This window comes from Nonomuraea sp. B10E15, from assembly GCF_039871615.1.
Classification (GTDB): domain Bacteria; phylum Actinomycetota; class Actinomycetes; order Streptosporangiales; family Streptosporangiaceae; genus Nonomuraea.
On the sequence record NZ_JBDPMB010000001.1, the window covers coordinates 1,432,158 to 1,456,745 of the forward strand.

The following is a 24,588-nucleotide window of genomic DNA, read 5'->3' on the forward strand; positions in this document are numbered from 1 at the left end:
TCATCGAAAGACCAACATTTCGGACTGTCAACGCACGGTTTCATGACGAATCCCCGGCAGCCGCGCCGCCGCCGCCGTGTCATGATGCGATCGGGATGGTGTAGGAACCTGTTGGGATCTGGTGAGGCGATGCGCGCTCCGCAGCGTCAGCAGGCGATTCTCGAACTGGTCAGGCAGCACGGCGGCGTCCGGGTGGTCGAGCTGGTGCGGGTGTTCGGGGTCTCCGACATCACCGTCAGACGCGACCTGGAGTCGTTGTCGGAGCGCGGCCTGCTGGCCAAGGTGCACGGCGGCGCCACCGTCATCGGCTCCACGGACGAGCCCGGCTTCGCCGCCAAGTCAGTGCGGCAGGAGGCGGAGAAGCAGGCCATCTCCCGCCGCGCCGCCGCCCTCGCCCGGCCCGGCACCGCCGTGGCCCTGTCGGCGGGCACCACCACCTGGACGCTGGCGCACCATCTGGCCGGCGTCCCCGCCCTGACCGTCGTGACCGACTCGGTGCGCGTCGCCGAGGTCTTCCGGCGCTGCGGCCGGACCGACCAGACCGTCGTGCTCACCGGCGGGATGCGCACGCCCTCCGACGCCCTCGTCGGCCCCGTGGCGGTGGCGGCGATCCGCGAGCTCAACGTGGACGTGCTGTTTCTCGGCGTGCACGGGATGACCGTCAGAGCGGGTTTCACCACTCCCAACATGATGGAGGCCGAGACGGACCGCGCCCTGATCGAGTCGGCCGGCCGACTCGTGGTGCTCGCCGACCACACCAAATGGGGCACCGTCGGCATCAGCACCATCGCCCAGCTCAACGAGGCCGACATGGTGATCTCCGATGCCGGGCTCGGGGCCCAGGCCAGGGAGGCGCTGGCCGGCCAGGTGGGCGAACTCGTCATCGCGGGGGCGGACCAGCGCCGCCCACCTGTTCACCCACCGGGACGGGGGTCGGGTACGCCCGCACCCCCCAGGTCCGTCCGGCGTTGGCCCGCACGTGACGGACCAGGCGGCGGACGTGACGAGGGCGGGGCCGCACCGAACGCGGTCCCGCCCTCGTGACGGCGATCAGGCCGCGTCGAGCTTGCTCTGGATGCCGACGAGGATGTGCAACATCTCCGTCTGAGTGGCTTGCATGGTCTTCTGGCCCTCCTGCATGGATTCCATGCGGCCCTCCATGGATTCCATGCGGCCATCCATGGATTCCATGCGGCCCTCCATGGAGTTCATGCGCCCTTCGAGGCCGGTGAGCCTCTCATCGACCCTCGCGAACCCCGCGTCCATCGTGCGGGCGAGGTCCTTGACGCGGTTGTCCACGCCGTTGATGCGGTGGGTGAGGTCCTCCCCCAGCAGTCGCTGTTCTGTGCGGATCTTGACCAGCTCGCCCTGGATCTTGTCGCCGAGCTCGATGCAGGTGTCCTTGATGCTCATGGAGATCTCCCCTACGGTGGTGAGGAGGGACCGGGGATGTTCAGGATCTCCGGTCCCGTTTCTTTGCCACGAGAATACTCCGCGGGCTGGCGTCCGCAAGCCGGAATCGAATGGAGATTCCCCTGTTCAGGTGGCACGTGGGAGCTTAAATCCGAAATGATCCGGGTATGTTACGGCGACATATTGCATGGGTTCTGGCGCTCGTTCTCGCTATCTCCGCGTGCGAGTCGGACATAAATCCCGCGGCCTCTCAAAAATCGTCAAATCGTCCCACTGGGGCCTCTCCGGTGAAGGACTGTTCCAAGGCGACCGCGCGGGATTTCGACGGGGACGGCAAGGACGACGTCGCGGTCGGCAACCGCATGATCATCGGCGGTCAGGTGTCGATCCTGAGCGCGGACCGGCTCGTTCCCCTGGCCATCCCCGACAAGGCCGCCGACGGGATCGGCGCCGCGGTGACGCTGACCCGGGTCAACGCGGACAACTGCGCGGATCTCGTCGTCGGCGCCCCGTACACGGAGGTCGACGGCAAGGGCGCCGCGGGTGCCGTCTATGTCCTGTACGGCGGGAACGCCGAGCCCGTCAAGAAGATCGTCTCGCCGCAACCCCAGGCGGGGGCGCGGTTCGGGACGGCCGTGGCGGCGTACGGCCGGACGATCGCCGTCGGCGCGCCGCAGGAGAAGGACGGCGGCGTTCAGTCGGCGGGCGCCGTCTACGTGACCGGCGACGGCACTCCGTCCCGGCGCATCACCCAGGACACCGAAGGGGTGCCGGGCAACAGCGAGCCTTTCGACGGCTTCGGCGCCGCGGTGGCGGTCGGCCCGCTGCACGACGGCCGGATGGGGCTCGTGGCAGGCGCGCCGGGGGAACGCGACGACGGCGGCGGCAGGCAGCGTAAGTCCCGGACGCGATCACGCGACGGCGCGGTGACCGTGATCCCGGACGTGCGGGCGAGCCGGATCGAGGCCGTCAAGCACGACGGCGGCGACGGCTGCGCGTTCGGCGAGGCCGTCGTCTACGTGCCCGGCGGCAGGTGGGCGGCGACCCAGCCGAGATGCGGCAAGGTGCAGTTCTTCCACGACGCCGGACTCGCCGGCTCCACGACGTGCGGCGCCTGCGCAGGGAGCACGGGCGGGGGGACCGCGGCCCTGGCCGCCGCGCCCGACGGCCGGGTGGCGGTGGCCTGGGGCGACTCCGCGCAGGTGCTGCCCGCACAGGAGGGCGGGCCGGCCTCCGTCGTCCCGACCCTGCCGGGCGGCAACCTGCCGGTGGCCTTCTACGGGACGCGGCTGGTGTTCGGCATGCCCCGCGATGCGCCGCCCATGGGGGTGACCGTCTTCGATCCGGCCACCGGCAGGAGCGAGCAGGTCATGAGCAGGAGAGGCGACGTGGAGGGCGTCGGGGAGGCGCTGGGCTGACCGGCGCGCGGACCACGTCCCTGGACTTGTGCGGTGGGCCGGTGCCCGCCCCCGGCCCTCGCACCTGTGCGGTGGGTCAGGGCCCGCCGTACAGGTCGTCGATCTCCTTCTGGAAGTCGCGCAGCACGAGATTGCGCTTGATCTTCAGGGTGGGCGTGAGGTGCCCGCTGTCCTCGGTGATGTCGGCGGCCAGGATCGCGAACTTCTTGATCTGCTCGGCCTTCGACACCGACAGGTTGGCCCGGTCGACGGCCGCCTGGATGCCGGCCAGCACCTCCGGATCGGTGCGCAGCCGCTCGGCCGTCGCCCCCGCCGGCATGGCCTCGGGATCGAGGGTGATCAGCGCCGCCACGAACGGCCGGCCGTCTCCGACGACCATGGCCTGGGAGATCAGCGGGTGGGCGCGCAGCGCGTCCTCCAGAGGACCGGGGGCGACGTTCTTGCCCGCCGCCGTCACCAGGATCTCCTTCTTGCGCCCGGTGATCCGCAGGTAGCCGTCGGCGTCCAGCTCGCCGATGTCGCCGGTGTGGAACCAGCCCTCGGAGTCGATCACCTCGTCCGTGGCCGCGTCGTTCTTCCAGTAGCCGGCGAAGACGTTCCTGCCCCTGGCGAGGACCTCGCCGTCGTCGCCGATGCGCAGCGTGACGCCCGGCAGCGGCTTGCCGACGGTGCCGACCTTGTTGGCGCCCGGCATGTTGACCGAGCAGGGGGCCGACGTCTCGGTCAGGCCGTAGCCCTCGAAGACCTCGATGCCCACGCCCCTGAAGAAGTGGCCGAGCCGGTCGCCGAGCGCCGAGCCGCCGGACACCGCCGCGGAGAGCCTGCCGCCGGTGGCGGCGCGCAGCTTGGCGTACACCAGCCGGTCGAACACCGCCCGCCGCAGCCGCAGCCCGAGCGGCGCGCCACCGGAGCTCTCGGCGCGGCTCCAGGCCACCGCGACGTCCACCGCGCGGGCGAAGATCGCGCCCTTGCCGCCGGCGATGGCCTTCTGCTCGGCGGAGTTGTACACCTTCTCGAAGACGCGTGGCACGCCCAGCAGGAACGTCGGCTGGAAGCCCTGCAAATCGGGGGCGACGTTCTTCATGTTGGGGGTGTGCGCCATGACGGCGCCCGCCTCGAACAGCACCACCTGGATCATCCGCGCGAAGATGTGCGCCAGCGGCAGGAACAGCAGCGCGGCCGGGTCCTTGCCGGCGAACAGCGGCTCCAGCGGCCCGCGCAGCACGTTGAGCGCGGTGAACAGCAGGTTGTCGTGGGTGATCCGGCAGCCCTTGGGCCGGCCGGTGGTGCCCGAGGTGTAGACGATCGTGGCCAGGTCGGAGGAGGCGACCCGCTTCCTACGCTCGTCGACGGCGGAGGCCGGGACGCCCTCGGCGTCGAGCGTGCCGTCGATCCGCCAGACCGCCTTCAGTCCGGGCGCCGCCTCCCGCACGGTCTCCTCGTGCGAGTCGAGCTCGACGAACGCCGCCTTGGCCTCGCTGTCGGCGAGGATCCACGCCACCTGATCGGCCGAGGAGGTCTCGTAGACCGGCACGGTGACCGCTCCGACGGACCAGATGGCGTAGTCGACGAGGGTCCACTCGTAGCGGGTGCGCGACATCAGCGCGACCCGGTCGCCGTGCTCGACGCCCTCCGCGATCAGCCCTCTGGCCACCTCGACCACCTGGTCGCGGAACTCGGCCGCGGTGACGACGGGCCAGCCCGCGTCGGTTCTGCGGCGCATGACCACGGCGCCCGGCCGCTCCTCGGCCCGCGCGAAGACGGTGTCGGCCAGGCCGGCGGAGGCGGGCACGTCGACCAGGACGGGGACGCTGTACTCGCGCACGGATCAACTCCTCTTCGTGACGACCTGGCCTGGACGTTACCGCGCCAAGTTACGCACTGGTAGCTCCGTCGCCGAGGCGTTATGTCACGCTAGCAGCGGGGCTCTTAGGATTTCCCCCATGAGGGTCCATGTGGTGAGCGACGTCCACGGCAGGGCGGACGCCTTGGCCAGGGCCGGCGACGGCGCCGACGCGCTGATCTGCCTCGGCGACCTGATCCTTTTCATCGACTACGACGACCACGCGCAGGGCATCTTCGCCGACCTGTTCGGGGCGGAGAACGCGTCCGCCTTCATCGCCCTGCGCACGGCCAAACGGTTCGACGAGGCCAGGGCCATGTCGGCGCGGCTGTGGGCCACGCTCGGCGGCGACCGGCGCGAGCACATCGAACGCAAGGTGCGCGCCCAGTACGAGACCCTCTTCGCCGCCATGCCGGCCCCCGCCTACCTCACCTACGGCAACGTCGACATCCCCGCGCTGTGGGCCGACTACCTCAGGCCGGGGCTCGAGGTGCTCGACGGGCAGGTCACGGAGATCGGCGGGCTGCGGTTCGGGTTCGTGGGCGGCGGGCTCAGGACCCCCTACCGCACGCCGTACGAGATCGGCGACGAGGAGTACGCGGCCAAGGTCGAGGCGGTCGGCGAGGTCGACGTGCTGTGCTGTCACATCCCGCCGGCCCTGCCCGAGCTGCTCTACGACGTGGTGGCCAGGAGGTTCGAGCGCGGCAGCGAGGCCACGCTGGAGGCGATCAGGCGCACCCAGCCGCGCTACGCCCTGTTCGGACACGTGCACAACCCCCTTCACCGCCGCACCCGCGTCGGGCGCACCGAGTGCGTGAACGTCGGCCACTTCCGGGGGAGGGGCGTTCCGTACGTCCTCGAGTGGTGAGCGCGGGCGCCGCCCTCCGGTCCGTCCCGAGCGGCGTGTTGTGCACTACGGTGGTCGCATGGCTGATCGCACCACTTCGAGCACCACCATCAGCGCCGGTCGCGCCGATGTCCTGGCGGTCATCGCGGACTTCCCGGCCTACCCGGAATGGGCCGGGCAGGTCAAGAGCGCGGAGGTCCTCTCCACCGGCCCCGACGGCAGGCCCCAGCAGGTGCGGTTCGCCCTCGACGCCGGCCCGATCAGCGACACCTACACCCTCGGCTACGCCTGGCAGGACGACGACGGCGTGAGCTGGCAGGTGGTCGAGCCGGGCAAGATGGTCTCCGACCTCAGGGGGAGTTACCGGCTCGCCGACGCGGGCAGTGGCACCGAGGTGACGTACGAGCTGTCGGTCGATCTCAGCGTGCCCATGATCGGCATGATCAAGCGCAAGGCGGAGAAGGTGATCGTGGACACCGCGCTCAAGGGTCTCAAGAAGCGCGTCGAGGGCCGCTGAGTTGAGCCCCCGGGTTCTGCTCTTCACCGGCAAGGGAGGCGTCGGCAAGACCACGGCCGCCGCCGCGACCGCCACGCTCGCCGCCGCCCGCGGCCTCAAGACGCTGATCGTCTCCACCGACACCGCCCACTCGCTGGCCGACGCGCTCGACGCCGAGCCTGGCGAGATCGCGCCAGGGCTGCACCTGCACCAGGTCGACACCCAGAAGACGCTGGAGCGCCACTGGGGCGAGCTGCGCGAATACGCCAGGGGAGTGCTGGAGGAGCTGGGCCTCGACGAGGTCACTTCCGAGGAGATCACCGTCCTGCCCGGCGCCGAGGAGATCATCGCCCTGCTGGAGCTGCGCGAGCACGCCCGTGAGGGCCGCTGGGACGTGATCGTGGTCGACTGCGCGCCGACGGCTGAGACGCTGCGGCTGCTGGCCCTGCCCGAGGCGCTCGACTGGCACGTCAGCAGGCTGATGCCGGTCGGCCGCAAGCTCGTGCGGCTGGTCTCGCCGTTCGTGCGCAGCGTGGCCCACGTCAGCGCGCCGGGCGAGGAGGTCATGAGCGCGGCCGAGCGTTTCCACCGCGGTCTGATGGAGGTGCGCGAGCTGCTCACCGGCGACCACGCCTCGGTGCGGCTCGTGCTCACCCCGGAGGCCGTGGTGCTCGCCGAGGCCAGGCGCACCATGACCTCGCTCAACCTGTACGGCTACCGCGTCGACGCCGTCGTGGCCAACCGGGTCTTCCCCGACGGCGACGCCGACGAGTGGCGTGCGCGGTGGGTGGAGGCGCAGTCCAGGCTGCTGGCCGAGGCGGAGGAGTCCTTCGCGCCGCTGCCCGTGCACGTCGTCCCCTATCTGCCCGCCGAGCCCGTCGGCAGGAAGGCCCTGGCCGAGCTCGGCGCGTCGATGTACGGCGAGTCCGACCCGTTCGCCCCGCACGCGATCGAGCCTCCGCTGCGGATGAGCGCCGACGAGCTGGCCCTCGCCCTGCCCGGGGCCGACCGCGACGACATCGACCTGGCCCGCAAGGGAGACGAGCTGATCGTCACCGCCGGCCCCTACCGCAGGATCCTGGCGCTGCCCGCCGCGCTGGCCCGTCGTAAGATCAGCGCGGCAGCGCTCCGCGACGGCGTGCTCAGCGTGCGGTTCGGCGATCCCGCGTGACGGCGGTTTCTGCATTACCGTTCAGGTCGGGGAGCGAATCCGCAACCTGACGAGTTGAGGAGGATGAGCGACCCCATACGCAGGGAGGGCCAGATGACCGAGAGCAACGACAGAGATCCGATCGGGACCGTCGCCGACGAGGCGCGCAAGTTGTTGGAGTCGATCCAGGGGCGGGCCACCCGCCAGGTCGGCAAGTCCGTGTTCAACTCGTTCGCCGGCGGCGGTCGCAGGGAACGCGACGTGTGGGAAGAGGCGGTGTCCGAGCCACACGACGAGTACATCTGCCGTGCCTGCCCGGTCTGCCGGGCGATCGCCGCCCAGCGCGAGTCCGGCTCCGACGTGACCGGGCACCTGGTGGCCGCCGGCGGTGAGCTGTTCGCCGCCGTCCGCGGCGCGCTCGACGTCCTCAGCAGGCCGCCCGCCCCTCGCAGGCAACGCGACGATCAGGATCGCCGCGACAATGTGGAACACATAGATCTGGGATAGGGAGACACGGGGCAATGCTCACGATCGGTGTCGACATCGGCGGAACCAAGGTGGCCGCCGGTGTGGTCGACGATGACGGCAAGATCGTCGAACACACGCTCAGGCCCACCGCCGCCGACCGCCCGGAAGTGGTGGCCGAGACGGTGGCCGACGTCGTTCGCGAGCTGGCGGAGGGCAGGCGGATCGAGGCGGTCGGGGTCGGCGCGGCCGGGTTCGTCGACGAGACCAGGTCGATGGTGCGCTTCGCCCCCAACCTGGCCTGGCGCGAGGAGCCGCTGCAGAAGAAGATCAGCGGCCTGCTCGGCCTGCCGGTCGTGATCGAGAACGACGCCAACGCCATGGCCTGGGGTGAGACCAGGTTCGGCGCGGGGCGGGGCCAGTCTCACGTGGTCTGCATCACGCTCGGCACGGGCATCGGCGGCGGTCTGGTCTTCGACGGCGCTCTCTACCGCGGTCGCTGGGGCATGGGCGCCGAGCTGGGCCACATGCAGGTGCTGCCCGGCGGGCGGCCGTGCGGCTGCGGCAACATCGGCTGCTGGGAGCAGTACGCCAGCGGTCAGGCCCTCGTCAAGGAGGCCAGGAAGATCGCCGAGGCGGAGCCGGAGCGGGCCGGGATCCTGCTGGGGCTGGCCGGCGGCAAGATCGAGGGCGAGGAGGTCACCGAGGCCGCGCGGCTGGGCGACGAAGCCTCGCTGGAAGCGTTCGGCAATCTCGCCGACTGGCTGGGCCAGGGCATGGCGGACCTGGCCGCGGTGCTCGACCCCGGCTGCTTCATCGTGGGCGGCGGGGTGTCCCGCGCCGCCGACCTGTTCATCGACCGGGCGCGCGAGACCTTCGCCGAGCGGCTCACCGGGCACGGGCACCGGCCGCTGGCCGAGGTCAAGCTGGCGGAGCTGGGCGCCTCCGCCGGCGTGGTGGGCGCCGCCGACCTGGCCAGGCGCCGCTAGTCACCGCTACGTGACGATCCGCGTAGCGACCTACAACCTGCACGGGTTGCGCGACGACGTTCCCGCGCTGACCAGGGTCATCACCGCCATGCGCGCCGACGTGCTGTGCGTGCAGGAGGCGCCCAGGTTCGTACGCTGGCGGGCCAGGCGCCGGGCCCTGGCCGTCGCGTCGGGGCTGCGGCCGGCCACCCCGGGCAGGCTCGGGGGCGTCGCCGTGTTCACCGGGCCCTGCGTCAGCGTGCTGCACGCCGAGAGCCACGCGCTGCGCGCCTTCTTCGGGCTGGAGCGGCGCGGGCTGGCGGTCGCCGTGGTGGAGGCGGAGGGGACCCGGCTGGCCGTCGGCTCGCTCCACCTCGACCTCAACGACCCGGCCAGGGTGCACCACGCGGCGGAGGCCGTGGCGCTGGTGGAACGCGCGGCCACCCGGCTGGACGCGACGGTGGTGCTCGGCGGCGACATCAACGAGCAGGACCGCCAGCCCGCCTGGCGTTATCTCGCCGGGCGGCTGGCCGACTGTTACGCGGTGGCGCCCAGGGGCGACGGCCTGACCTTCCCCGCGCGGCGGCCGTCCGCGCGCATCGACGGGGTGTTCGCCGCGCGCGACGCGCGTGTCGTCTCCTGCGGGGGAGTGGACGCCCCGCCGGCCGATCTGGGCGCTGCCTCCGACCATCTGCCGGTCATCGCAGAGTTGCGAGTTGGGCTGTAACGGGCAAGAGGGGCTCGCGAGCCCGTAGCATTCAATCATGACCCGTCGCTCTCAGCGGCGTGCGCTCTCTTTGATCTTGGCGACGTCCGTGGCCTTGACACAGGCCTCGCCCGCCGCGCATGCCGATCCCCGTCCTGCCACGATCGAGGCGTGGCAGCACTCGACCAGCGTGCGCCTCCAGGCCGACGGCTCGCTCTCCGACGTGCTCGCGATCTCGGCCGACGACGTGTGGGCCGTGGGCCAGCAGGAGATCTGGGACGTCTGGAAGAACCGCGGGGCCATCCGTCACTGGAACGGCAAGAGCTGGGCGGAGGTGCCCGTGCGCGACGCCACGGCCGCGGGAAACCTGCGCGGCCTGGCCGCCGTGTCGGCGTCCGACGTGTGGACGGTCGGCGACGGCCACGACGGGCTGCCCTATCTGGCGCACGGCGACGCGACGGGGTTCGACCGGGTCAGGCCGCAGGGACTGCGGGCGGGCGACTGGCTGGGCGGCATCGACGCCAGGTCGGGGCGGATCGTCGCGGTCGGCAGCCGCGAGAAGAACGGGCTCATCCTCACCGGCCACGGAGCCTCCTGGACCGTCCACGAGACCAAGGAGAAGGGCGCGCTCTACGCGGTGGCGGACGGGTTCGCCGTCGGCGACACCGGCACCGAGCCGCTGATCGTGCACCGGTCAGGCAACTCGTGGAAGTCCATGCCGGTGCCCTCGATCCGCGGCGGCTACCTGCGTGACGTGCACGTCGACAGCTCCAAGCGGGCGGTGGCCGTCGGCGGCGTCTACCACGGTCCCGGCGACATCAGCCCGCTCGTGCTGACCTGGAACGGCAAGCGCTGGCGCGAGCAGCGGCTGCCCCGCTCCGAGGCCCGTCTCTACGGCGTGACGGGCGACGGCAAGGGCCGCCACTGGATAGCCGGCTACGACCCGTCGCGGGCGGGGGAGCCGTTCATGATGCGCTGCGAGAAGGGCGACTGCGAGATCATCCGTGGCCGCGCCAAGCACGGCAGGAGCAGCGTGCGCCTGCAGGCGGTGGCCTATCTCGCGGGCAAGGGCGCGGTCTGGGCGGTCGGCCACGCGGTCGACACCGCCGACCGCTACACCGACGTGGTGGAGGCGTTCGCGCCGAAGACCACCACGTCGAAGTCGTAGGGCGGGGGCCTCACAACACGGCGCCGTCGTCCCAGCCCGAGTCGTTGGACGGCGGGCCGTCGCCCATGCGCACCACCAGCGCCACGAACCCGCCGATGAACGCCGCCACCGCCGTGAACAGCGCCCACCCCTCCATGTGCCAGTTGGCCATCGCGGCGACCAGGAGGTAGGCGGGGCCGCCGAACAGCGCCACCCACGCCAGCTTGGTCGGCAGATCGAGTTTGGGCAGGGGAGGCGGCGGGGGCGGCACGAAGTGACCCTCGTCCTCCTCGTCGCCGTCGTCACGCGGTTCCGGGTCGCCTTCGGGCTCGTCCGGCCCGCCGGGCCCGGCCGGGGGCTCCTCGGAGGGCTTGACCACCCTGCGGGTGGGTTCGGCGGGGACGTTTTCGCTGTCCGGCCATGGCTGGTCGGCCGAGTCGCGCTCGGCGGTGTCGTTGAAGGACGCGACGATCTGCCGCCAGACCTCGTCCTCGTCACTCTGGGGCGTCACCTAGATGGGCCTCTCCACAGCGATCGCGACTTCCCCCTGGGTGCGATCAGTCCCTCTGCAAGGGTACCGAGGCATGTGTCCGGATGAAGCCGAGGCTCCCGGCAAAGATCCTGTCGGCATCGTTGTCCAGCGTCGCAACATGGTAGCTATCGGTAAGCTCCTCGATCGTGGCCTGCGGCACCTTCTCACGGATGATCGCCACACTCGCCGGCTTCACCACGTGGTCATCGGCACTGCGGAAGACCAAAAGCGGTTGTGTCACCTTCGCCAGGTCGGCCTGCACCAGCGACCACAGTTCCGGCAGCGAGGCGGCCGCCTTCACCGGGGTGCGGGCGTAGGCCAGCTCGGTCACGCCGGGCTTCTTGACGTCGCCCGCGACGCCGGGCACCGACGGCACGAACCATTTCAGCAGCGGGGCCAGCCTCATCAGGGGCACGTCGTTCGCGATCGACGGGTTGACCACGATCACGCCCCTGATCGCCGGGCCGTGCACCTCGGCCAGCCGCAGCGCCAGGCAGCCCCCGAGCGACAGCCCTGCCACGAACACCTCCGTGCAGCGGCCCTGAAGGATCTCGAACGCCTTCTCCACCTCGGCGTACCAGTCCTCCCAGCGCGTACGGTTCATCTCCTGCCACCGGGTGCCGTGCCCGGGCTGGCGGGGCAGTGAGACGCTCACCCCGTGCCCGGCCAGGAACTCGCCCCACGGTCGCAGCGACTGGGGCGTGCTGGTGAACCCATGACACAGCAGCACCCCGACCTGTCCTGCTTCGTGGTGGTAGGGCTCCGCGCCTGGCATGAGCGGCATAACAGCTCCTCTGTGCTGTTTCATTCCAGCAATTCATCCCGGAACGGCCCGATCGTCGCACGTTCTAGGGTGTTTGTGCGAGAGGTGGTGTAGGAGCATCCCCCGCGGGATGGGAAGATGACTCTGATCGCCGACAACACGCTGAGGAAGAGGTGCCGGGGTGTTCTACTGGGTGGTCAAGGCCATCTTGGGGCCGATCCTCCACCTTGTCTTCAGGCCATGGACCGAAGGCGCGGACAACGTGCCCAGGCAGGGGCCGGCGATCCTGGCCGGCAACCACCTGTCGTTCGCCGACCACTTCTTCGGGCCGCTGCAGATCCGCCGCAAGGTCATCTCCCTGGGCAAGGCCGACTACTTCACCGGGCGTGGCGTGAAGGGCTTCTTCACCCGCCTGTTCTTCAGCGGCGTCGGCACCGTGCCGATCGACCGCTCCGGCGGCAAGGCCAGCGAGGCCGCGCTCCGCACCGGGCTGCGCATCCTGCGCGAGGGCCACATCCTGGGCATCTATCCCGAGGGCACCCGCTCGCCCGACGGCCGCCTCTACAAAGGCAAGACCGGCGTGGCCCGGCTCGCGCTGGAGTCCCGGGTGCCGGTCATTCCCTGGGCCATGATCAACACGTACGAGATGATGCCGCCCGGGCGGCCGCTGCCCAAGCTCGGCATCCGGCCTGGCGTCAGGTTCGGCAAGCCGCTCGACTTCTCCCGCTATTACGGGATGGAGGATGATCGGCTGGTGTTGCGCGCGGTGACCGACGAGATCATGTACGCGCTGATGGAGCTGTCGGAGCAGGAATACGTCGACAAGTACGCCGCCAGCGCCCGCGTCGAGATGGAGCGGGCCGCGCGCGCCGCCGCGGGGAAGAGCTAGAGCGGCAGAATGGTCGCTCGGCGTGACGGCATGCTAGCTTAGAGTGACATCGGATGGTGATGCTCACGCATGACCGTCCTCCTGTCATGGGCCTGCGCGTGCCTCCGGGCATGCCGAAGCCACGTCACCTCTCAGCGGGACGACCGTAAGGCCCGTTCCGTCTTCCGCATGGCGGTCGTCATCGTATGCAGCTCTTCACGGCTGAGCCGGTCGATCAGATAGGCGCGCACCACCTCCACGTGGCCGGGCGCCACCCGTTCCAGGCAGTGCATGCCCGCGTCGGTGAGCACCGCCAGCACCCCGCGCTCGTCCGAGGGGCAGTGCGCCCGCTCCACCAGGCCGGCCTTCTCCAGCTGGGTGATCTGATACGTCAGCGCGCTCTTCGACGCCACGACGTCTCTGGCCAGCTCCGTCATGCGCATCTGGCGGTCGGGGGCGGCGGAGAGGTGCACGAGGATCTCATACTGCGGGTGCGTCAGCCCCGCCGCGGCCTTGAGCTGCTCCTCGATGCGGCGCTCCAGCAGGTGAAAGGTGGACACGAAGGCATGCCACGCCGCCATCTCCGTCGCGTCCAGCCATCGGGGGTCCATCACCGCCTCAGTGTAGGCGCAGGCCGTGCCGCCCCTGCGAAGAGGTCCTTGACTCGGCGGCCTGACTTCTTGTTCGGCTTTGAACATCACGGTTAGAGTTGTCGTTCAAAACTGAACGACAATCAAGGAGGTCGCATGATCGAACAGGCGCGCCCCATCGTCCTGCTGCTCGCGAGGATCGCCGTCGGCGTGATCTTCATCGTCCACGGTTACCAGAAGTTCGCGACGATGGGCATCGCGGGCACCACCAAGTTCTTCGAGTCCGTCGGCATCCCGCTGGCCGGGGTGGCCGCCCCCGCGGTGGCCACGCTGGAGGTCGTGGGCGGGCTCGCGCTCGTCGCCGGCGCCGCGCTGCCGATCGTGGGCTCGCTGCTGGCGCTCACCATGGTGGGCGCGATCGTCTTCGTGCACGGCGCGAACGGCTTCGCCGCCGGCGAGGGCGGCTACGAGTTCGTGCTGGCCCTCGCGGCGGCCAGCCTGGCCATCGGCTTCAGCGGCGGCGGCGCGTTCGCGCTCGACCGCGTGCTGGGCCGCCGCGGGGGTGCGGCCACGGTCGCCGTCTAGCGCCACGGCGGGCGCTCAGGACAGGTGCGCGCGGATCTGCCGGACGTGCTCGGGAGTCGTCCGGCAGCAACCTCCGATCAGCGACGCACCCGCCCGCTGCCACTCCTTGGCGGCCTGGCCGTACTCGATCGGGTCGGCCAGGCCCACCCAGCGGCGACCGGCCGGGTCCCACGACTCGCCCGAGTTGGGATAGACCACCACGGGCAGCGCGCCCGACAGGCACGAGATCAGCCCGGGGATGTGGCGCGGCGCGGTGCAGTTGGCGCCGACGGCCACCACCTGCGAACGCCCGGCGAACAGCGCGGCGGCCTCCTTGATCGGTGTTCCGTCGTGTAGATGCTCGCTGTCCCTGCAGGAGAAGCTCACCCACGCCTTGACCTCCGGCGTGTGGCTCAGCAGCCGGGCCAGCGCCCGCGCCTCAGGACGGGACGGGATCGTCTCGCAGGCCAGCAGGTCGGCTCCCGCCCCGGCGAGGATCTCCCAGCGCGGCAGGTGCCAGGCGAACAGGCCGTCCTCGTCGAGGTCGTAGTCGCCGGTGTATTCCGCCCCGTTGGCCAGGTAGGCGCCGTAGGGGCCGATCGACGCCGCCACCAGCCCGCCGCCGGCCTCGTCGCGGGCCTGTCCCGCCAGCTCGACCGACAGCCTGAGCAGCCGCCCGGCCTGCGCCACGTCGAGCCCGCGCCGGACGAAGCCCGGGATCGTGGCCTGGTAGCTGGCGGTCGTGGCCACGTCGGCGCCCGCCGCGAAATAGCCGGCGTGCGCCTGCCGGATCAGCTCCGGCTCCTCCAGCAGCAGCCGCGCCGACCACAACGCGTCGCGCAGATCCGCGCCGAGCCGTTCGAGCTGGGTCGACAGGCCGCCGTCCAGGACAAGTGTCGTCACCTCTTCAGGGTATGAGCAGCCGGACGGCCTCCGGACGACGCGGACGCTCCGCCGGGACTCAGGACGCCGGGATCGGGACGGCGGCCAGGCGGGAGAGGGCCAGACGATCCAGCACGACCACCTCGCCGGTGGAGATCTCGACCCATCCCCGGCGCTCGAACCCCCGCAGCGCACGGTTGACGCTCACCCGGGTCGCGCCGATCTCGGCCCCCAAGCCCGCCTGGCCGCCGTGGAGCGGCACCCGGCCGCCGGCGCAGCGGCGTACCAGCCAGGCCGCCACGCGCGCCGGCACGTCGCGCACCGCCGCGTCGGTGAGCCGCTCGTCGAGATCGCGCACGGTCGCGGCCAGCGTGCGCAGCAGCCGCGCCGCGACCTCCGGTTCGCAGGCGACCAGCTCCAGCACGGCGGAGCGCGGGACGTACGCGACCTCCACCGCCGTCAGGGCCGTGCGCGTCGCCCGGTGCGGCCCGTCCACGAGCAGGGCCGTCTTGTCGAACGCGACCGGCGCCGCCTCCACGGCGAGAACCACCTCCCGGCCCTCCGCGCTCACCCGCCCGGCCTTGACCCGCCCGTCGAGCAGCACGATCAGATGGTCTGCGGGATCGCCCTCGGAGCACAGCACCTGCCCCGCCGGATAGCGCCTGCGCCGCGCCGCCAGACCGCGCAGCCGTTCCTCTCCCAGCCGGGCGAACATCGGCAGGTCGGCCAGCGTGTACGTCATGTATCCCGATATACACCATCGCCGTGCCCCACGATGCTGAGCCGAAGGAGGGTGCGGGCCTAGCGTGCGGGGCATGGCGAGATACGTACTGAACCTGGCTTTCGACGGCGACCCGCGGCGGCTCGCCGCCCGGCCCGCGCACCGGGAGCACCTGCGCGGGCTCAAGGAGGAGGGCCGGCTGGTGACCGCCGGGCCGTGGGCGGACGACACCGGGGCGCTGCACGTCTACGAGGTGCCCGGGGAGGAGGACCTGCGGGAGATCCTCCTCCGGGACCCGTACACGGCGGCCGGCGGCTACGAGGTCGTCCTGCTGAAGGAGTGGACGCCGATCATGTGACCGCCCCGGTGACCCCGGAAACTAGGTGCGCTTCCAGAACGGGCCGCGACCCTCGCGAGGCTCACCCGTGGCCCCCGGCCCCGAGGAGTGGCCGACGAGCGCGGTGAGGACGGCGACGGCGCGGTCGTGCAGCGCCTGCGCGTCCGCGCCCGGCCGCTCGGCCGCCTCCAGCTCGCGGGCCAGCGCCGCCAGTTCCTCGTTTCCCCCGAGGTAGGAGGCGAGCGCGGCCAGCCGCGAGCCCAGGTCGGCCAGGTAGAGCAGGTCGGGCGCGGGAAGCGCCGTCAACCTGCCGAGCTCGGCCACCAGTTGAGGCCGTACCGATGCCACCGGGTCCGCGTGCCGAGGGCCGGACCTCCGGGAGCGGGCAATGCCGCGAGGCGAGCCCGGCCGCGCGGGCGCTCCCGGCGCCGGAAGCGGGCCGGCGGCGCCGGCATCGCCGAGCAGCCCCTGCTCCGCTCCCGGGGCGAAGCCCTGAGGCTGCCGCATGTGTACGGCGGCCGCCGGCGCGGCGGCCATCATCGTGTGCCCGAAGGCGCCCATCGGCGCCGCGCTCCGCGGCATCTCCCATCCGCTGGGCGGCTCGACCGGCTGGATGACGCGGTGCTCGGGGCCGCCGTCGGCGACCTGCCTGGTGTCGATCGCCACGTACGCGGTGAAGCGGCAGAGCACACCGTTGTCGAGGGACGTGCGCACGATCCTGGACTCAAGGTCGTGCTCGCCCATGGCGTACCGGTCCTCCAGCTCCCGCAGGTGCGTGCGGGCCCAGACGGCGCGGATGGCCGGATGGTCCACCGTCACGCCCGGGACCTGCTGCTCCCACGGCCCGTCGGCCGCCATGCCGTGCACGGTCAGCGCGGAGCCCTCGCGATAGCGCCCGAACACCCGCAGGGGCACGCCGGGGAAGATCGAGCCGAGATGGGTGACCGTGTCCGGCTCCAGGTCGAGGCCCTTGACCGACAGGTCGGTGACCAGGGGGGCGCCGATCCTGCGGTGGATCTGCTCCATGGCGGCGTCGAGCCGGTCCTCCGACTCGACCAGCTCGCACCTCCCCGCGCCCAGCCCGGCCAGCCGGCCGAGGAACCCGGCGTTCACGGCCCTGTCGATGCCGACGGTGTGCACGCGCATGGCCGACAGCGCCCCGCCGGCCCGCTCCAGGATCTGGTCCTCGTTGCCCACCTGGCCGTCGGTGACCAGCACGACGACGCGTTCGCGCCCGGACGTGGCGCCCAGGAGGGCGACGGCCCGGAGCAGCGGCTCCAGCAGCTCGGTGCCGCCTCGGGCGTCGACCCGCGCGAGATGCTCGACGGCGCGGTAACGGTTGCGGTCGGACGCCTCCACCAGACCCTCGAACGCCTGCTCCACCACGGAGTCGAAGGTCAGCACCGCGAACCTGTCCTGGGGCGTCAGCGTGTCCACGATGCGCGCGGCGGCCCGGCGGGCGCACACCATCTTCCAGCCGCCCATGCTGCCGGAGCGATCGAGCAGCAGCACCACGTCGCGGGGCGCGCGCGTGGCCTGCAGCGGCGGCGGCACGACGGTCAGCGCGAACGTGCCCTCGCCGTCGAGCTGCAACGACGTGGACGCGTCGAACGACATGCGCAGGACGAAGTCGCGGTCGAGCCGCTCTCCAGGTCGCAGGCGAACCGTGTGGCCCTCCTCCTCGACCACGTGCAGGCTGGAGGCCAGCTCGCGCAGCTCCAGGCCCGCGGCGTCCACGCGCGCGCTGAGCGAGAGCCGCACCGGGTCGGGGAAGCCGGGCAGCAGGACGGGAGGGCTGATCCTGGACGCGTCCGGGACGGCGTCGGTGTCGGGCGCGGCGCCGTCGCCGGCGGGCCGCCCGTCGATGGGCGTGCCCGGGATGTAGCGCGGCGCGACGACCAGCGGGAACCTGAACGTGGCCGCGCCGTCCTCGTACGGCAGGGGCTGGCTCATGGTCAGCCGGACCGAGACGCGCTCGCCGGGCAGGATGTTTCCCACCCTGATCGTGAAGACGTCCGGCCGGTCCTCTTCGGCGATCGCCGCCCGCCTGCCCTCGCGCAGAGCCTGGTCGTAGTCGGCCCTGGCCTGGCCGCGCTCCTTCAGCACGCCCTCGATGACCCGGTCGTCGGCCTCCATCCTGAACCCCGTCACGGCGGCCCGGTCGGGCAGCGGGAAGACGTACGTCGCCTCCAGGGTGACGTCGAACGGGTTCCTGAACCCCTGGGTGACCTCCACCCCGGCGATGAGCCCCGAGATGCCGGCGGCCACGTCCACGCTTTCGAGCGGCAGGTTGCCGCGTTCGGTCCGCAGGGCGCCGAACCCGGCGTCCGGCACCGGCAGGCACCGTGCGGGCTCCAGCGAAGTGATCCTCATATCAGTTGCCTCTCTTCGAGCACCGCGAGCAGCGGCCCGGCCGCCGCCAGCACCGCCTGAACGTCCTCATCGGACGGCGCCCGGCCGGCGTCCAGCACCAGCCGCACCCCGTCGCCCAGCACGACCCCTGCCACCAGGGCACCCGCTCGGCGCCCGGTCCTCGCCGCACGCGCCCCAGGACCGGGCCGGGGGCCGACCGCCGGCGGCCCCGTGTCCCGTGCGGCTCCCGTACCCGGGTGCTCGGCCCAGAACCGTCCGCGCGCCCGGTCGTCCGGCGCGTCTCCGGACCCGGCGGTCTCGCCGAGCCCGGGGGTGTCGCCGAGCGCGGCGGTGTCCCCGAGCGCGGTGCCGGTGTCGAGCGCGGCGGTCGTCTCCAGCATCCGGTCCGTCGCGCCCGCGAGGGCGGCCTGGATCTCGGCGATCGAGCGGCCCGCCGCCTGCAGCCGTTTGACGGCCACGATCTGGAGCAGGTGGCGCCGTCCGTACCGGGCGATCCTGCCGCGCCTGGTGAGGGGCGGGTCCACGAGGCCGATGGTCGTATACCACCTGATCAGCCGCTCGCCGGGCACGTCGCGGACCCGGCCGTTGACCCTGCCGTTCCCGGAAGGCGCCGCACCGTCGCGCAGCGCTCGGGCCGCGCGGTCGGCCAGCTCGCCGATGGTCCAGGTGTCGCTCATACCTTCACAGTGACACTGTCACTATTACACTGTCAACCCATGGCGCACCGGAAGAACGCGGGCCTGAGAGTCGTTAATAAAAGGGACAGTCCGACCGAATAGGGAGGAATGACGACATGGCCACGATCACCGGTCCACTCTCGGGTGATGCCAGGAACACCGTCGCGGAAGCCCTGCAGGGCGCTCTGGTCGACCTGATCGACCTTTCGCTGGTCGCCAAACAGGCCCACTGGAACCTCGTCGGCGCACACTTCCGCCCGATCCACCGGCAGCTCGACAAGGTCACCGACCTGGCCAGGAAGCACATGGACCTCATCGCCGAGCGCAGCGTCGCCCTGGGGGTCAACCCGGACGGCCGTTCCGCCACGGTCGCCAGGAACACGAAGCTCCCTCAGCCGGATGGCGGCTGGCTGGAGGACGGCAAGGTCGTGGCGAGGATCACCGAGACGCTCGACGGCATCAGCAAGCGGATGTACGAGCGCATCCGGGTCACCGACGAGCCCGATCCCGTCACCCAGGACCTGCTCATCGCCGTGGCGCAGGACATCGACAAGCAACACTGGATGTTCCAGGCCCAGCGCTGACCGACCCCGAGGAGCCCGGGATCCGCAGGGCGGAGCACCCGGGCTCTTCGTCTGCCCTGAGCGGCGCACACGGCCCGCGAGACGGCCGCCGAGACGGCCGCGAGACGGCCGCCGGGATGGGCCGCCGCGCGGAGGCCGGGTGCCGGCGCGCGTTTCGAGCCTGAAGACGGCCCGGGCATCGCGGGTTGCCGGCCGCTCAGGGTCTCCCGCATGATCAAGTTCTGGGGCCGTGAGGTTTGCGCAGAGTTTGGTCTGCCGAGTCTCTGCCATTCATGTCCGTGCGGTCGACTAGCGTGGCACCTAGAGGGAGGCCCCACGATGTCCCACAAGACTCTCCTCCGCACGGGCCCGCTCGTGCCGGGCGGCCCCAGCCCGTACGGCCCGCTCCGCCTGCCGGGCGAGCACGGCCTCGCCCTGCCCTCTGGGTTCCATGGCAGGGAGGTGGCCCGCTCCGGGCACAAGGTGGCCGGGCTGACCTGGCACGCGGCGCCCGACGGTGGCGCCTGCTTCCCTGACGGCGCGGGCTGGATCTACGTGTCCAACTCCGAGTTGCCGCTGCTCGGCGGCGCGTCGGCGCTGCGCTTCCGCGCCGACGGCAGCGTGGCCGACGCCTACCGCATCCTGTCGGGCACCGATCTCAACTGCGCGGGCGGCGCCACACCGTGGCACACCTGGTTGTCGTGCGAGCTCGGCCACCGCGGCCGCGTCTTCGAATGCGATCCGTACGGCTCGCGCGCCGCCCGTCCCCGCCTGGCCATGGGCCGGTTCAAGCATGAGGCCGCCGCCTGCGACCCGCAGCGGCGCGTGGTCTACATGACCGAGGACGAGCCGGACGGCTGCTTCTACCGGTTCATACCCGGCGACTGGGGTGACCTGACGGAGGGCGCGCTGGAGGTCCTCTGCGCCTCGGGCCGCTGGCAGGCGGTGCCCTCGCCGGCGGCGCTCTTCCAGGAGGCCCGCCACCAGGTGGAGGACGCCCGCCACTTCGACGGCGGTGACGGCTGCCACTACGCGGGCGGGGTGTGCTACTTCACCACCAAGGGCGACTCGGGCCTGTGGGCCTACGATGCGCAGACCTCGACGCTCGACCGGTTGTGCTCGGGCGTGCGCGCCATCACGGCGGCGCCCTCGGGCGACCTCTACGTGGCCAGGGAGACCACGCAGATCGACGTCATCGCCCCCGACCGGGCGGTCACGCCGTTCCTGCGGCTGGAGGGGCACGACGGCGCCGAGCTGACGGGGCTGGCGTTCTCCCCGGACGGCGAACGGCTCTACTTCTCGGCGCGGCGGGGCCGCGCCGAGGGGCACACGTTCGAGGTGACGGGCCGCTTCCGCGCCTGAGCTTCTCCGGCCTGAGCTTCGCGCTCCCCGATCTCCCTCGCCGATCGTCCCGGGCCCGATCGTCCCGGGCCCGTGCTTCCCTGCGAGCCTGCCCGATGACCCTGCCGGTCAGCTCAGATAGCGCACGAGCGCGAACTTCAGCTCGTCCACCAGCTCGGCGCCGCGCTCGGGCGACGCCGAAGTGATCATCGGCATCACCGCCTTCACCATGGCCAGCGCCATGCTGCCCACGAGCAGGGAGCGTTCCTCAGAAAGGACGGGTGAGCGGCGGCGGAGCATGGAGGCGATGTGCCGGGCGATGTCGTCGTGCAGCCGTCCGGCCGCCTCGGCCAGGCGATCGCCCGTCGCCGTCCCGTACAACAACGACCAGTACGCCGGCGAGCGGCTCTTGAACCGCACGCTCTCGTCCACCAACTGCCCGACCAGCACGTCCAGGGGAACGTCGGGCGTGACGGCGGCCAGCCGTCCGGCCCAGAACTCCTGCCGGTCGTCGGTGTAGCGGGTCACCAGCCCGTCCAGGATCTCCTCCTTGTTGCGGAAGAACTGGTACAGCGACCCGGGTGACATCCCCGCCCGCGCGGCGACCTGGTTCGTGGTCAGCTCGGGATAGCCCACCTCGGCGATGACCTGTTCGGCCGCGTCGAGGATCTCCGCCATGCGCTTCAGGCCGCGCGCCTGCCGGCGGACCGTGCGTTCAGCCATGCGTCTCCTCATTGACAAACACGAGCTTTTGCTTGTATTTCTGGTGCGAACCGTAAACACGAGTAGTTTACCGAGTTTTGAGGAGACGCCATGAGTACCGTGCTCGTCATCGAGCCCGGCCCCCTGAGGACGCCCGCCGAGGTGCCGGCATGGCGGTGAACGCGCGGCCCCGGGCCGCCGGAGCGAGCGTCGCGGACCCGGCGCTGCGCAGGCTCGGGTTCCTCCTCGTCCGGCGCCGCCGGCTCGTGCTCGCGCTCGCCCTGGTCGTGTCCGTCGTCGCCGCGGTGCTCGCGGCGGGCACGGTGTCGCGGCTGTCCCTGTCCAGGTTTGAGGCGCCGGGATCGGAGTCCGACCGCGCCCAGAGCGAGCTGGTCGCGCGGTTCGGCACGGGCAGCCCGGACATGATCTTCCTGGTGACCGCCAGGCGCGGCACCGTGGACGATCCCGCCGTCGTCGCGGCGGGCAGGGAGCTGACCGCCCGGATCGGGCGCGAGGAGGGCGTCGCCGAGGCCGCCTCCTACTGGACCCGCGACCGGCCCGCCACCCTGCGCAGCGGCGACGGCAGGCACGCGCTGATCCTGGTGCGCATCCCGGGTGACGCCGACCATGTGCGGGCAGGGGTCCTGCCCGGGCTCGTGCCCGAGATCACCGAGGGCAGCGGCCTGCTCCAGGTGCGGGCCGGGGGAGGGGAGGAGGTGTTCAGGGAGACGGTGCCCCTGGCCAGGCAGGACTTCGTCCGCGCCGAGCTGGTGATCTTCCCGCTGGCGTTCGTGCTGCTCTGGTTCCACCAGCGGCGCGTGGTGGCGGCCGTGGTGCCGATCCTGGCCGGGGTGTTCGCCATGGTGGTGGGGCTGGCGCTCCTCGGCGGCGCCCTGCTGTTCGCCGAGATCTCGACGTTCGCCCTGAACCTGACCCTGGCCATGGGGCTCGGCCTCGGCATCGACTACTGCCTGTTCGTGACGCAGCGGTTCCGCGAGGAGGCGCGGCGCGGCGCCGACCGGGCGAGCGCGGTCGCCGGCGCCGTGGAGCACGCCGGCAGGACGGTGCTGTTCAGCGGCCTCACCGTGGCCACGTCCCTGGCGGTGCTGCTCGCGCTGCCGTTCGACTTCCTGCGCTCCTTCGCGTACGCGGGCGTCGCCGTCGTGATCGGCGGCCTGGTCGCGGCGGTGCTGGTGCTGCCCGCCGTGCTCGCCACGGCCGGCGGCACGATGCTCCCCGAGCGGGAGGGGCCCGAGCGCGCGGCGGGGTTCTGGCACACGACGGCGCTGCGGGTGATGCGCCGGCCACTGCTGGCCGGCGGGCTGGCCATGGTGGTGCTGCTGGTGCTGGCCTCGCCGTTCCTCGGGCTGCGCTTCGGCGTGGCCGACGACCGCATCCTGCCGCCCGAGGCATCATCGCGGCAGACCCAGGACGTCATCCGCCGGTCCTTCCCGGCGGAGGAGACGGACGCCATCCAGGTCATCTCGAAAGGTACGGCGTCGGGCGACATTTCGGCGTATGCCGCGCGTTTGTCCCGGGTCCCCGGCGTCGCCCAGGTCGACTCGGCGGCGGGCTCCTACACCGCGGGCGGCCGGGTGGGCGACGGCGACCCCGCCAGGTTCGCGGGGCAGGGGACGTGGCTGTCCGTGGTCCCGTCGGCGGAGGCGCTGGCCGGCGACCCCGTCCGCGTCGTCGAGGCCGTACGCTCCGTCGAGCCGCCGTTCGAGGTGCTGCTCGGCGGCTATCCCGCCGAGCTGGCCGACTACCGGTCCTCCGTGGTGGACCGGCTGCCGCTCGTCCTCGCCCTCATGCTGGGCATGACCTTCGTCGTGTTGTTCCTCATGACCAGGAGCGTGATCATTCCCATCAAGGCGACCCTCATGAACGTGCTCAGCCTCGGCGTCATGTTCGGAGCCCTGGTCTGGATCTTCCAGGAGGGCAACCTGTCGAGCCTGCTCGGCTTCACCCCCACCGGCACGCTCGAGGTGAGCATCCCCATCCTCATGCTCTGCGTCGCCTACGGGCTGTCCATGGACTACGAGGTGTTCCTCTTGTCGCGTATCAAGGAGGAGTACGACAGGACGGGAGACACCGAGCACGCCGTGGCCGCGGGCCTGCAGCGGAGCGCCCCCTTGATCACGGCGGCCGGCGGGATCCTGGCGCTGACGTTCGCCGCCTACGCCACCGCTCAGGTGTCGTTCGTGCAGATGCTGGGCGTCGGCATGGCGGTGGCCGTGCTGGTGGACGCGACGGTGATCAGGGCGGTGCTGGCGCCGAGCCTGATGCGCCTGGCGGGGCCGCTCAACTGGTGGCCCGCAGGTCGCACGACCACATCTGGTCGGTGACCTCGACGCCGTTCTCCGTGCCCTTCTCCTCCGACTCCAGCTCGAACCCGGCCGCCCGGTAGATGTGCCGCGCGCTCACCAGGCAGTCGCGCGTCCACAGCGTGACGCGCCGGCAGCCCTCCGCCCGCGCGTGCCGCAGGCACTCCTCCACGAGCCGCCGCCCGATGCCCATGCCGCGGGCGGACGGCTCGACCAGCAACATCCGCAGCTTGGCCGTGGCAGCGTCCTGCCGGACGAAGAACACGCATCCGGCCCGCTCACCGCCCACCTCGGCGATCCACCCGGCGTCGCGGGAGAAGTCGAGCTCGCCGACGATCCTGGCGACCAGCTGCTCGAAGCCGGTGCCCCAGCCGTATTCGGCGCTGTAGAGGGCGCCGTGGCGGTGGACGACCCAGCCCAGGTCACCGGTGCGTGGGGGCCTGATCACGTACGGCTGCCGCTCCCCGGGCGGGCCCAGCAGCCTCCTGATCGTCGCCATGCCGGTGACCAGCCGCTCCTGGTCGGGCTCGGGCAGCGTGGACAGCAGGCGCTCGACCTCCTCGGCCGAGCGCCTGTCGAGCTTGGCGAAGACCTCCGAGCCCGCGGGCGTGAGGCGTACGAGCTGCTTGCGCGCGTCGGAGGCGGAGCGTTCGCGCGCGATCAGCCCGTCGCCCTCGAAGCGGGCCAGCATCCTGCTGAGGTAGCCCGCGTCCAGGTCGAGCAGCCCGCGCAGCTCGCCGGTCTCCATCAGCTCGGCGTGCGCCAGCTCGAACAGCACCCGCACCTCGGTCAGCGAGTACGGCGAGTCGAGCATCCCTGCCTGGAGCGCGCCGATCACCTTCGTATAGAACCTGTTGAAGGCTCTTACCTCAGAAACTCTTGCTTCTGGCAACGAACT

26 protein-coding genes are annotated in these 24,588 nt (G+C 71.7%); 15 read left to right on the forward strand and 11 right to left on the reverse strand.

Annotated elements, in window-relative coordinates; all coding sequences use genetic code 11:
- The first annotated feature begins 129 nt into the window (after positions 1-129).
- Positions 130-1,044 carry a DeoR/GlpR family DNA-binding transcription regulator gene (locus ABGB14_RS06600; protein ID WP_347642631.1) on the forward strand — a complete coding sequence of 305 codons (915 nt, stop codon included), beginning with the start codon at positions 130-132 and terminating at the stop codon, positions 1,042-1,044.
- Between the two features lie 6 nt (positions 1,045-1,050).
- On the opposite strand, the gene ABGB14_RS06605 is transcribed toward ABGB14_RS06600, so the two are convergent.
- Positions 1,051-1,413, reverse strand: a complete 363-nt coding sequence (locus ABGB14_RS06605; protein WP_347642632.1) for a hypothetical protein — start codon at positions 1,411-1,413, stop codon at positions 1,051-1,053.
- A 287-nt stretch (positions 1,414-1,700) separates the two neighbouring features.
- Between ABGB14_RS06605 and ABGB14_RS06610 the strand changes: the two genes are divergently transcribed.
- Entirely contained in the window at positions 1,701-2,831 is a 1,131-nt protein-coding gene (locus ABGB14_RS06610) for an FG-GAP repeat protein (RefSeq protein WP_347642633.1), read from the forward strand.
- 76 nt (positions 2,832-2,907) lie between these two features.
- Here the strand turns inward: ABGB14_RS06610 and ABGB14_RS06615 are convergent, their stop codons facing one another.
- A complete protein-coding gene (locus tag ABGB14_RS06615) occupies positions 2,908-4,656 on the reverse strand; it encodes an AMP-dependent synthetase/ligase (protein WP_347642634.1) in 1,749 nt (582 codons plus the stop codon).
- A 118-nt stretch (positions 4,657-4,774) separates the two neighbouring features.
- Here ABGB14_RS06615 and ABGB14_RS06620 point away from each other — a divergent pair, with 118 nt between their 5' ends.
- The 7 genes from ABGB14_RS06620 (at position 4,775) to ABGB14_RS06650 (ending at position 10,474) form a co-directional block, all read left to right on the forward strand.
- Positions 4,775-5,542 (forward strand): metallophosphoesterase, encoded by a 768-nt coding sequence (locus tag ABGB14_RS06620; RefSeq protein ID WP_347642635.1) that lies wholly within the window; start codon positions 4,775-4,777, stop codon positions 5,540-5,542.
- A gap of 58 nt (positions 5,543-5,600) precedes the next feature.
- A complete protein-coding gene (locus ABGB14_RS06625) occupies positions 5,601-6,038 on the forward strand; it encodes an SRPBCC family protein (protein WP_347642636.1) in 438 nt (145 codons plus the stop codon).
- 1 nt (position 6,039) lies between these two features.
- Positions 6,040-7,188: an ArsA family ATPase gene (locus ABGB14_RS06630; protein WP_347642637.1), complete on the forward strand. Its 1,149-nt coding sequence runs from the start codon at positions 6,040-6,042 to the stop codon at positions 7,186-7,188.
- Between the two features lie 93 nt (positions 7,189-7,281).
- Complete coding sequence (locus ABGB14_RS06635) at positions 7,282-7,674, forward strand: hypothetical protein (protein ID WP_347642638.1); 393 nt, start codon at positions 7,282-7,284, stop codon at positions 7,672-7,674.
- Between the two features lie 14 nt (positions 7,675-7,688).
- Positions 7,689-8,621, forward strand: a complete 933-nt coding sequence (locus ABGB14_RS06640; RefSeq protein WP_347642639.1) for an ROK family glucokinase — start codon at positions 7,689-7,691, stop codon at positions 8,619-8,621.
- A 10-nt stretch (positions 8,622-8,631) separates the two neighbouring features.
- Positions 8,632-9,327 (forward strand): endonuclease/exonuclease/phosphatase family protein, encoded by a 696-nt coding sequence (locus ABGB14_RS06645; RefSeq protein WP_347642640.1) that lies wholly within the window; start codon positions 8,632-8,634, stop codon positions 9,325-9,327.
- A gap of 88 nt (positions 9,328-9,415) precedes the next feature.
- Entirely contained in the window at positions 9,416-10,474 is a 1,059-nt protein-coding gene (locus tag ABGB14_RS06650) for a hypothetical protein (RefSeq protein WP_347642641.1), read from the forward strand.
- A 10-nt stretch (positions 10,475-10,484) separates the two neighbouring features.
- Here ABGB14_RS06650 and ABGB14_RS06655 read toward each other — a convergent pair whose 3' ends face one another.
- Positions 10,485-10,964 (reverse strand): hypothetical protein, encoded by a 480-nt coding sequence (locus tag ABGB14_RS06655; protein ID WP_347642642.1) that lies wholly within the window; start codon positions 10,962-10,964, stop codon positions 10,485-10,487.
- Positions 10,965-11,010: 46 nt separating this feature from the next.
- On the reverse strand, positions 11,011-11,769 hold the full coding sequence (locus ABGB14_RS06660; RefSeq protein WP_347642643.1) for an alpha/beta fold hydrolase: 759 nt from the start codon (positions 11,767-11,769) through the stop codon (positions 11,011-11,013).
- Positions 11,770-11,929: 160 nt separating this feature from the next.
- Here ABGB14_RS06660 and ABGB14_RS06665 point away from each other — a divergent pair, with 160 nt between their 5' ends.
- Positions 11,930-12,637, forward strand: a complete 708-nt coding sequence (locus ABGB14_RS06665; RefSeq protein ID WP_347620874.1) for a lysophospholipid acyltransferase family protein — start codon at positions 11,930-11,932, stop codon at positions 12,635-12,637.
- Between the two features lie 131 nt (positions 12,638-12,768).
- Here the strand turns inward: ABGB14_RS06665 and ABGB14_RS06670 are convergent, their stop codons facing one another.
- Positions 12,769-13,227, reverse strand: coding sequence for a MarR family transcriptional regulator (locus ABGB14_RS06670; RefSeq protein WP_347643132.1), 459 nt, complete (start codon positions 13,225-13,227; stop codon positions 12,769-12,771).
- Positions 13,228-13,362: 135 nt separating this feature from the next.
- Here ABGB14_RS06670 and ABGB14_RS06675 point away from each other — a divergent pair, with 135 nt between their 5' ends.
- Complete coding sequence (locus tag ABGB14_RS06675; protein WP_347642644.1) at positions 13,363-13,791, forward strand: DoxX family protein; 429 nt, start codon at positions 13,363-13,365, stop codon at positions 13,789-13,791.
- Between the two features lie 15 nt (positions 13,792-13,806).
- Here the strand turns inward: ABGB14_RS06675 and mmuM are convergent, their stop codons facing one another.
- Complete coding sequence (gene mmuM, locus ABGB14_RS06680) at positions 13,807-14,673, reverse strand: homocysteine S-methyltransferase (RefSeq protein WP_347642645.1); 867 nt, start codon at positions 14,671-14,673, stop codon at positions 13,807-13,809.
- A gap of 58 nt (positions 14,674-14,731) precedes the next feature.
- Entirely contained in the window at positions 14,732-15,394 is a 663-nt protein-coding gene (locus tag ABGB14_RS06685; RefSeq protein WP_347642646.1) for a Crp/Fnr family transcriptional regulator, read from the reverse strand.
- Between the two features lie 73 nt (positions 15,395-15,467).
- Here ABGB14_RS06685 and ABGB14_RS06690 point away from each other — a divergent pair, with 73 nt between their 5' ends.
- A complete protein-coding gene (locus ABGB14_RS06690) occupies positions 15,468-15,731 on the forward strand; it encodes a YciI family protein (RefSeq protein ID WP_347642647.1) in 264 nt (87 codons plus the stop codon).
- Positions 15,732-15,752: 21 nt separating this feature from the next.
- On the opposite strand, the gene ABGB14_RS06695 is transcribed toward ABGB14_RS06690, so the two are convergent.
- Together ABGB14_RS06695 and ABGB14_RS06700 are read right to left on the reverse strand one after the other, a co-directional pair.
- Positions 15,753-18,083 carry a VIT domain-containing protein gene (locus ABGB14_RS06695; RefSeq protein ID WP_347642648.1) on the reverse strand — a complete coding sequence of 777 codons (2,331 nt, stop codon included), beginning with the start codon at positions 18,081-18,083 and terminating at the stop codon, positions 15,753-15,755.
- Positions 18,080-18,760 (reverse strand): MerR family transcriptional regulator, encoded by a 681-nt coding sequence (locus ABGB14_RS06700; RefSeq protein WP_347642649.1) that lies wholly within the window; start codon positions 18,758-18,760, stop codon positions 18,080-18,082. The genes ABGB14_RS06695 and ABGB14_RS06700 overlap by 4 nt, the downstream gene beginning before the upstream one ends.
- A 116-nt stretch (positions 18,761-18,876) precedes the next feature.
- Here ABGB14_RS06700 and ABGB14_RS06705 point away from each other — a divergent pair, with 116 nt between their 5' ends.
- Together ABGB14_RS06705 and ABGB14_RS06710 are read left to right on the forward strand one after the other, a co-directional pair.
- Positions 18,877-19,344: a DNA starvation/stationary phase protection protein gene (locus ABGB14_RS06705; protein ID WP_347642650.1), complete on the forward strand. Its 468-nt coding sequence runs from the start codon at positions 18,877-18,879 to the stop codon at positions 19,342-19,344.
- 318 nt (positions 19,345-19,662) lie between these two features.
- Positions 19,663-20,685 (forward strand): alkaline phosphatase PhoX, encoded by a 1,023-nt coding sequence (locus tag ABGB14_RS06710; RefSeq protein ID WP_347642651.1) that lies wholly within the window; start codon positions 19,663-19,665, stop codon positions 20,683-20,685.
- A gap of 108 nt (positions 20,686-20,793) precedes the next feature.
- Here the strand turns inward: ABGB14_RS06710 and ABGB14_RS06715 are convergent, their stop codons facing one another.
- A complete protein-coding gene (locus ABGB14_RS06715; protein ID WP_347642652.1) occupies positions 20,794-21,387 on the reverse strand; it encodes a TetR/AcrR family transcriptional regulator in 594 nt (197 codons plus the stop codon).
- A gap of 149 nt (positions 21,388-21,536) precedes the next feature.
- On the opposite strand from ABGB14_RS06715, the gene ABGB14_RS06720 reads away from it, so the two are divergent.
- Positions 21,537-23,711 (forward strand): MMPL family transporter, encoded by a 2,175-nt coding sequence (locus ABGB14_RS06720; RefSeq protein ID WP_347642653.1) that lies wholly within the window; start codon positions 21,537-21,539, stop codon positions 23,709-23,711.
- On the opposite strand, the gene ABGB14_RS06725 is transcribed toward ABGB14_RS06720, so the two are convergent.
- On the reverse strand, positions 23,668-24,528 hold the full coding sequence (locus ABGB14_RS06725) for a helix-turn-helix domain-containing GNAT family N-acetyltransferase (RefSeq protein WP_347642654.1): 861 nt from the start codon (positions 24,526-24,528) through the stop codon (positions 23,668-23,670). The two genes, ABGB14_RS06720 and ABGB14_RS06725, sit on opposite strands and share 44 nt — an antisense overlap.
- Between the last annotated feature and the right edge of the window lie 60 nt (positions 24,529-24,588).

Bases quoted from the DNA above. Each gene is read 5' to 3' on its own strand.
- ABGB14_RS06600 (WP_347642631.1), top strand. From the start codon at position 130: ATGCGCGCTCCGCAGCGTCAGCAGGCGATTCTCGAACTGGTCAGGCAG.
- ABGB14_RS06605 (WP_347642632.1), bottom strand. From the start codon at position 1,413: ATGAGCATCAAGGACACCTGCATCGAGCTCGGCGACAAGATCCAGGGC.
- ABGB14_RS06620 (WP_347642635.1), top strand. From the start codon at position 4,775: ATGAGGGTCCATGTGGTGAGCGACGTCCACGGCAGGGCGGACGCCTTG.
- ABGB14_RS06625 (WP_347642636.1), top strand. From the start codon at position 5,601: ATGGCTGATCGCACCACTTCGAGCACCACCATCAGCGCCGGTCGCGCC.
- ABGB14_RS06635 (WP_347642638.1), top strand. From the start codon at position 7,282: ATGACCGAGAGCAACGACAGAGATCCGATCGGGACCGTCGCCGACGAG.
- ABGB14_RS06640 (WP_347642639.1), top strand. From the start codon at position 7,689: ATGCTCACGATCGGTGTCGACATCGGCGGAACCAAGGTGGCCGCCGGT.
- ABGB14_RS06660 (WP_347642643.1), bottom strand. From the start codon at position 11,769: ATGCCGCTCATGCCAGGCGCGGAGCCCTACCACCACGAAGCAGGACAG.
- ABGB14_RS06670 (WP_347643132.1), bottom strand. From the start codon at position 13,227: ATGGACCCCCGATGGCTGGACGCGACGGAGATGGCGGCGTGGCATGCC.
- ABGB14_RS06675 (WP_347642644.1), top strand. From the start codon at position 13,363: ATGATCGAACAGGCGCGCCCCATCGTCCTGCTGCTCGCGAGGATCGCC.
- ABGB14_RS06685 (WP_347642646.1), bottom strand. From the start codon at position 15,394: ATGACGTACACGCTGGCCGACCTGCCGATGTTCGCCCGGCTGGGAGAG.
- ABGB14_RS06690 (WP_347642647.1), top strand. From the start codon at position 15,468: ATGGCGAGATACGTACTGAACCTGGCTTTCGACGGCGACCCGCGGCGG.
- ABGB14_RS06695 (WP_347642648.1), bottom strand. From the start codon at position 18,083: ATGAGGATCACTTCGCTGGAGCCCGCACGGTGCCTGCCGGTGCCGGAC.
- ABGB14_RS06700 (WP_347642649.1), bottom strand. From the start codon at position 18,760: ATGAGCGACACCTGGACCATCGGCGAGCTGGCCGACCGCGCGGCCCGA.
- ABGB14_RS06705 (WP_347642650.1), top strand. From the start codon at position 18,877: ATGGCCACGATCACCGGTCCACTCTCGGGTGATGCCAGGAACACCGTC.
- ABGB14_RS06710 (WP_347642651.1), top strand. From the start codon at position 19,663: ATGTCCCACAAGACTCTCCTCCGCACGGGCCCGCTCGTGCCGGGCGGC.
- ABGB14_RS06715 (WP_347642652.1), bottom strand. From the start codon at position 21,387: ATGGCTGAACGCACGGTCCGCCGGCAGGCGCGCGGCCTGAAGCGCATG.
- ABGB14_RS06720 (WP_347642653.1), top strand. From the start codon at position 21,537: ATGGCGGTGAACGCGCGGCCCCGGGCCGCCGGAGCGAGCGTCGCGGAC.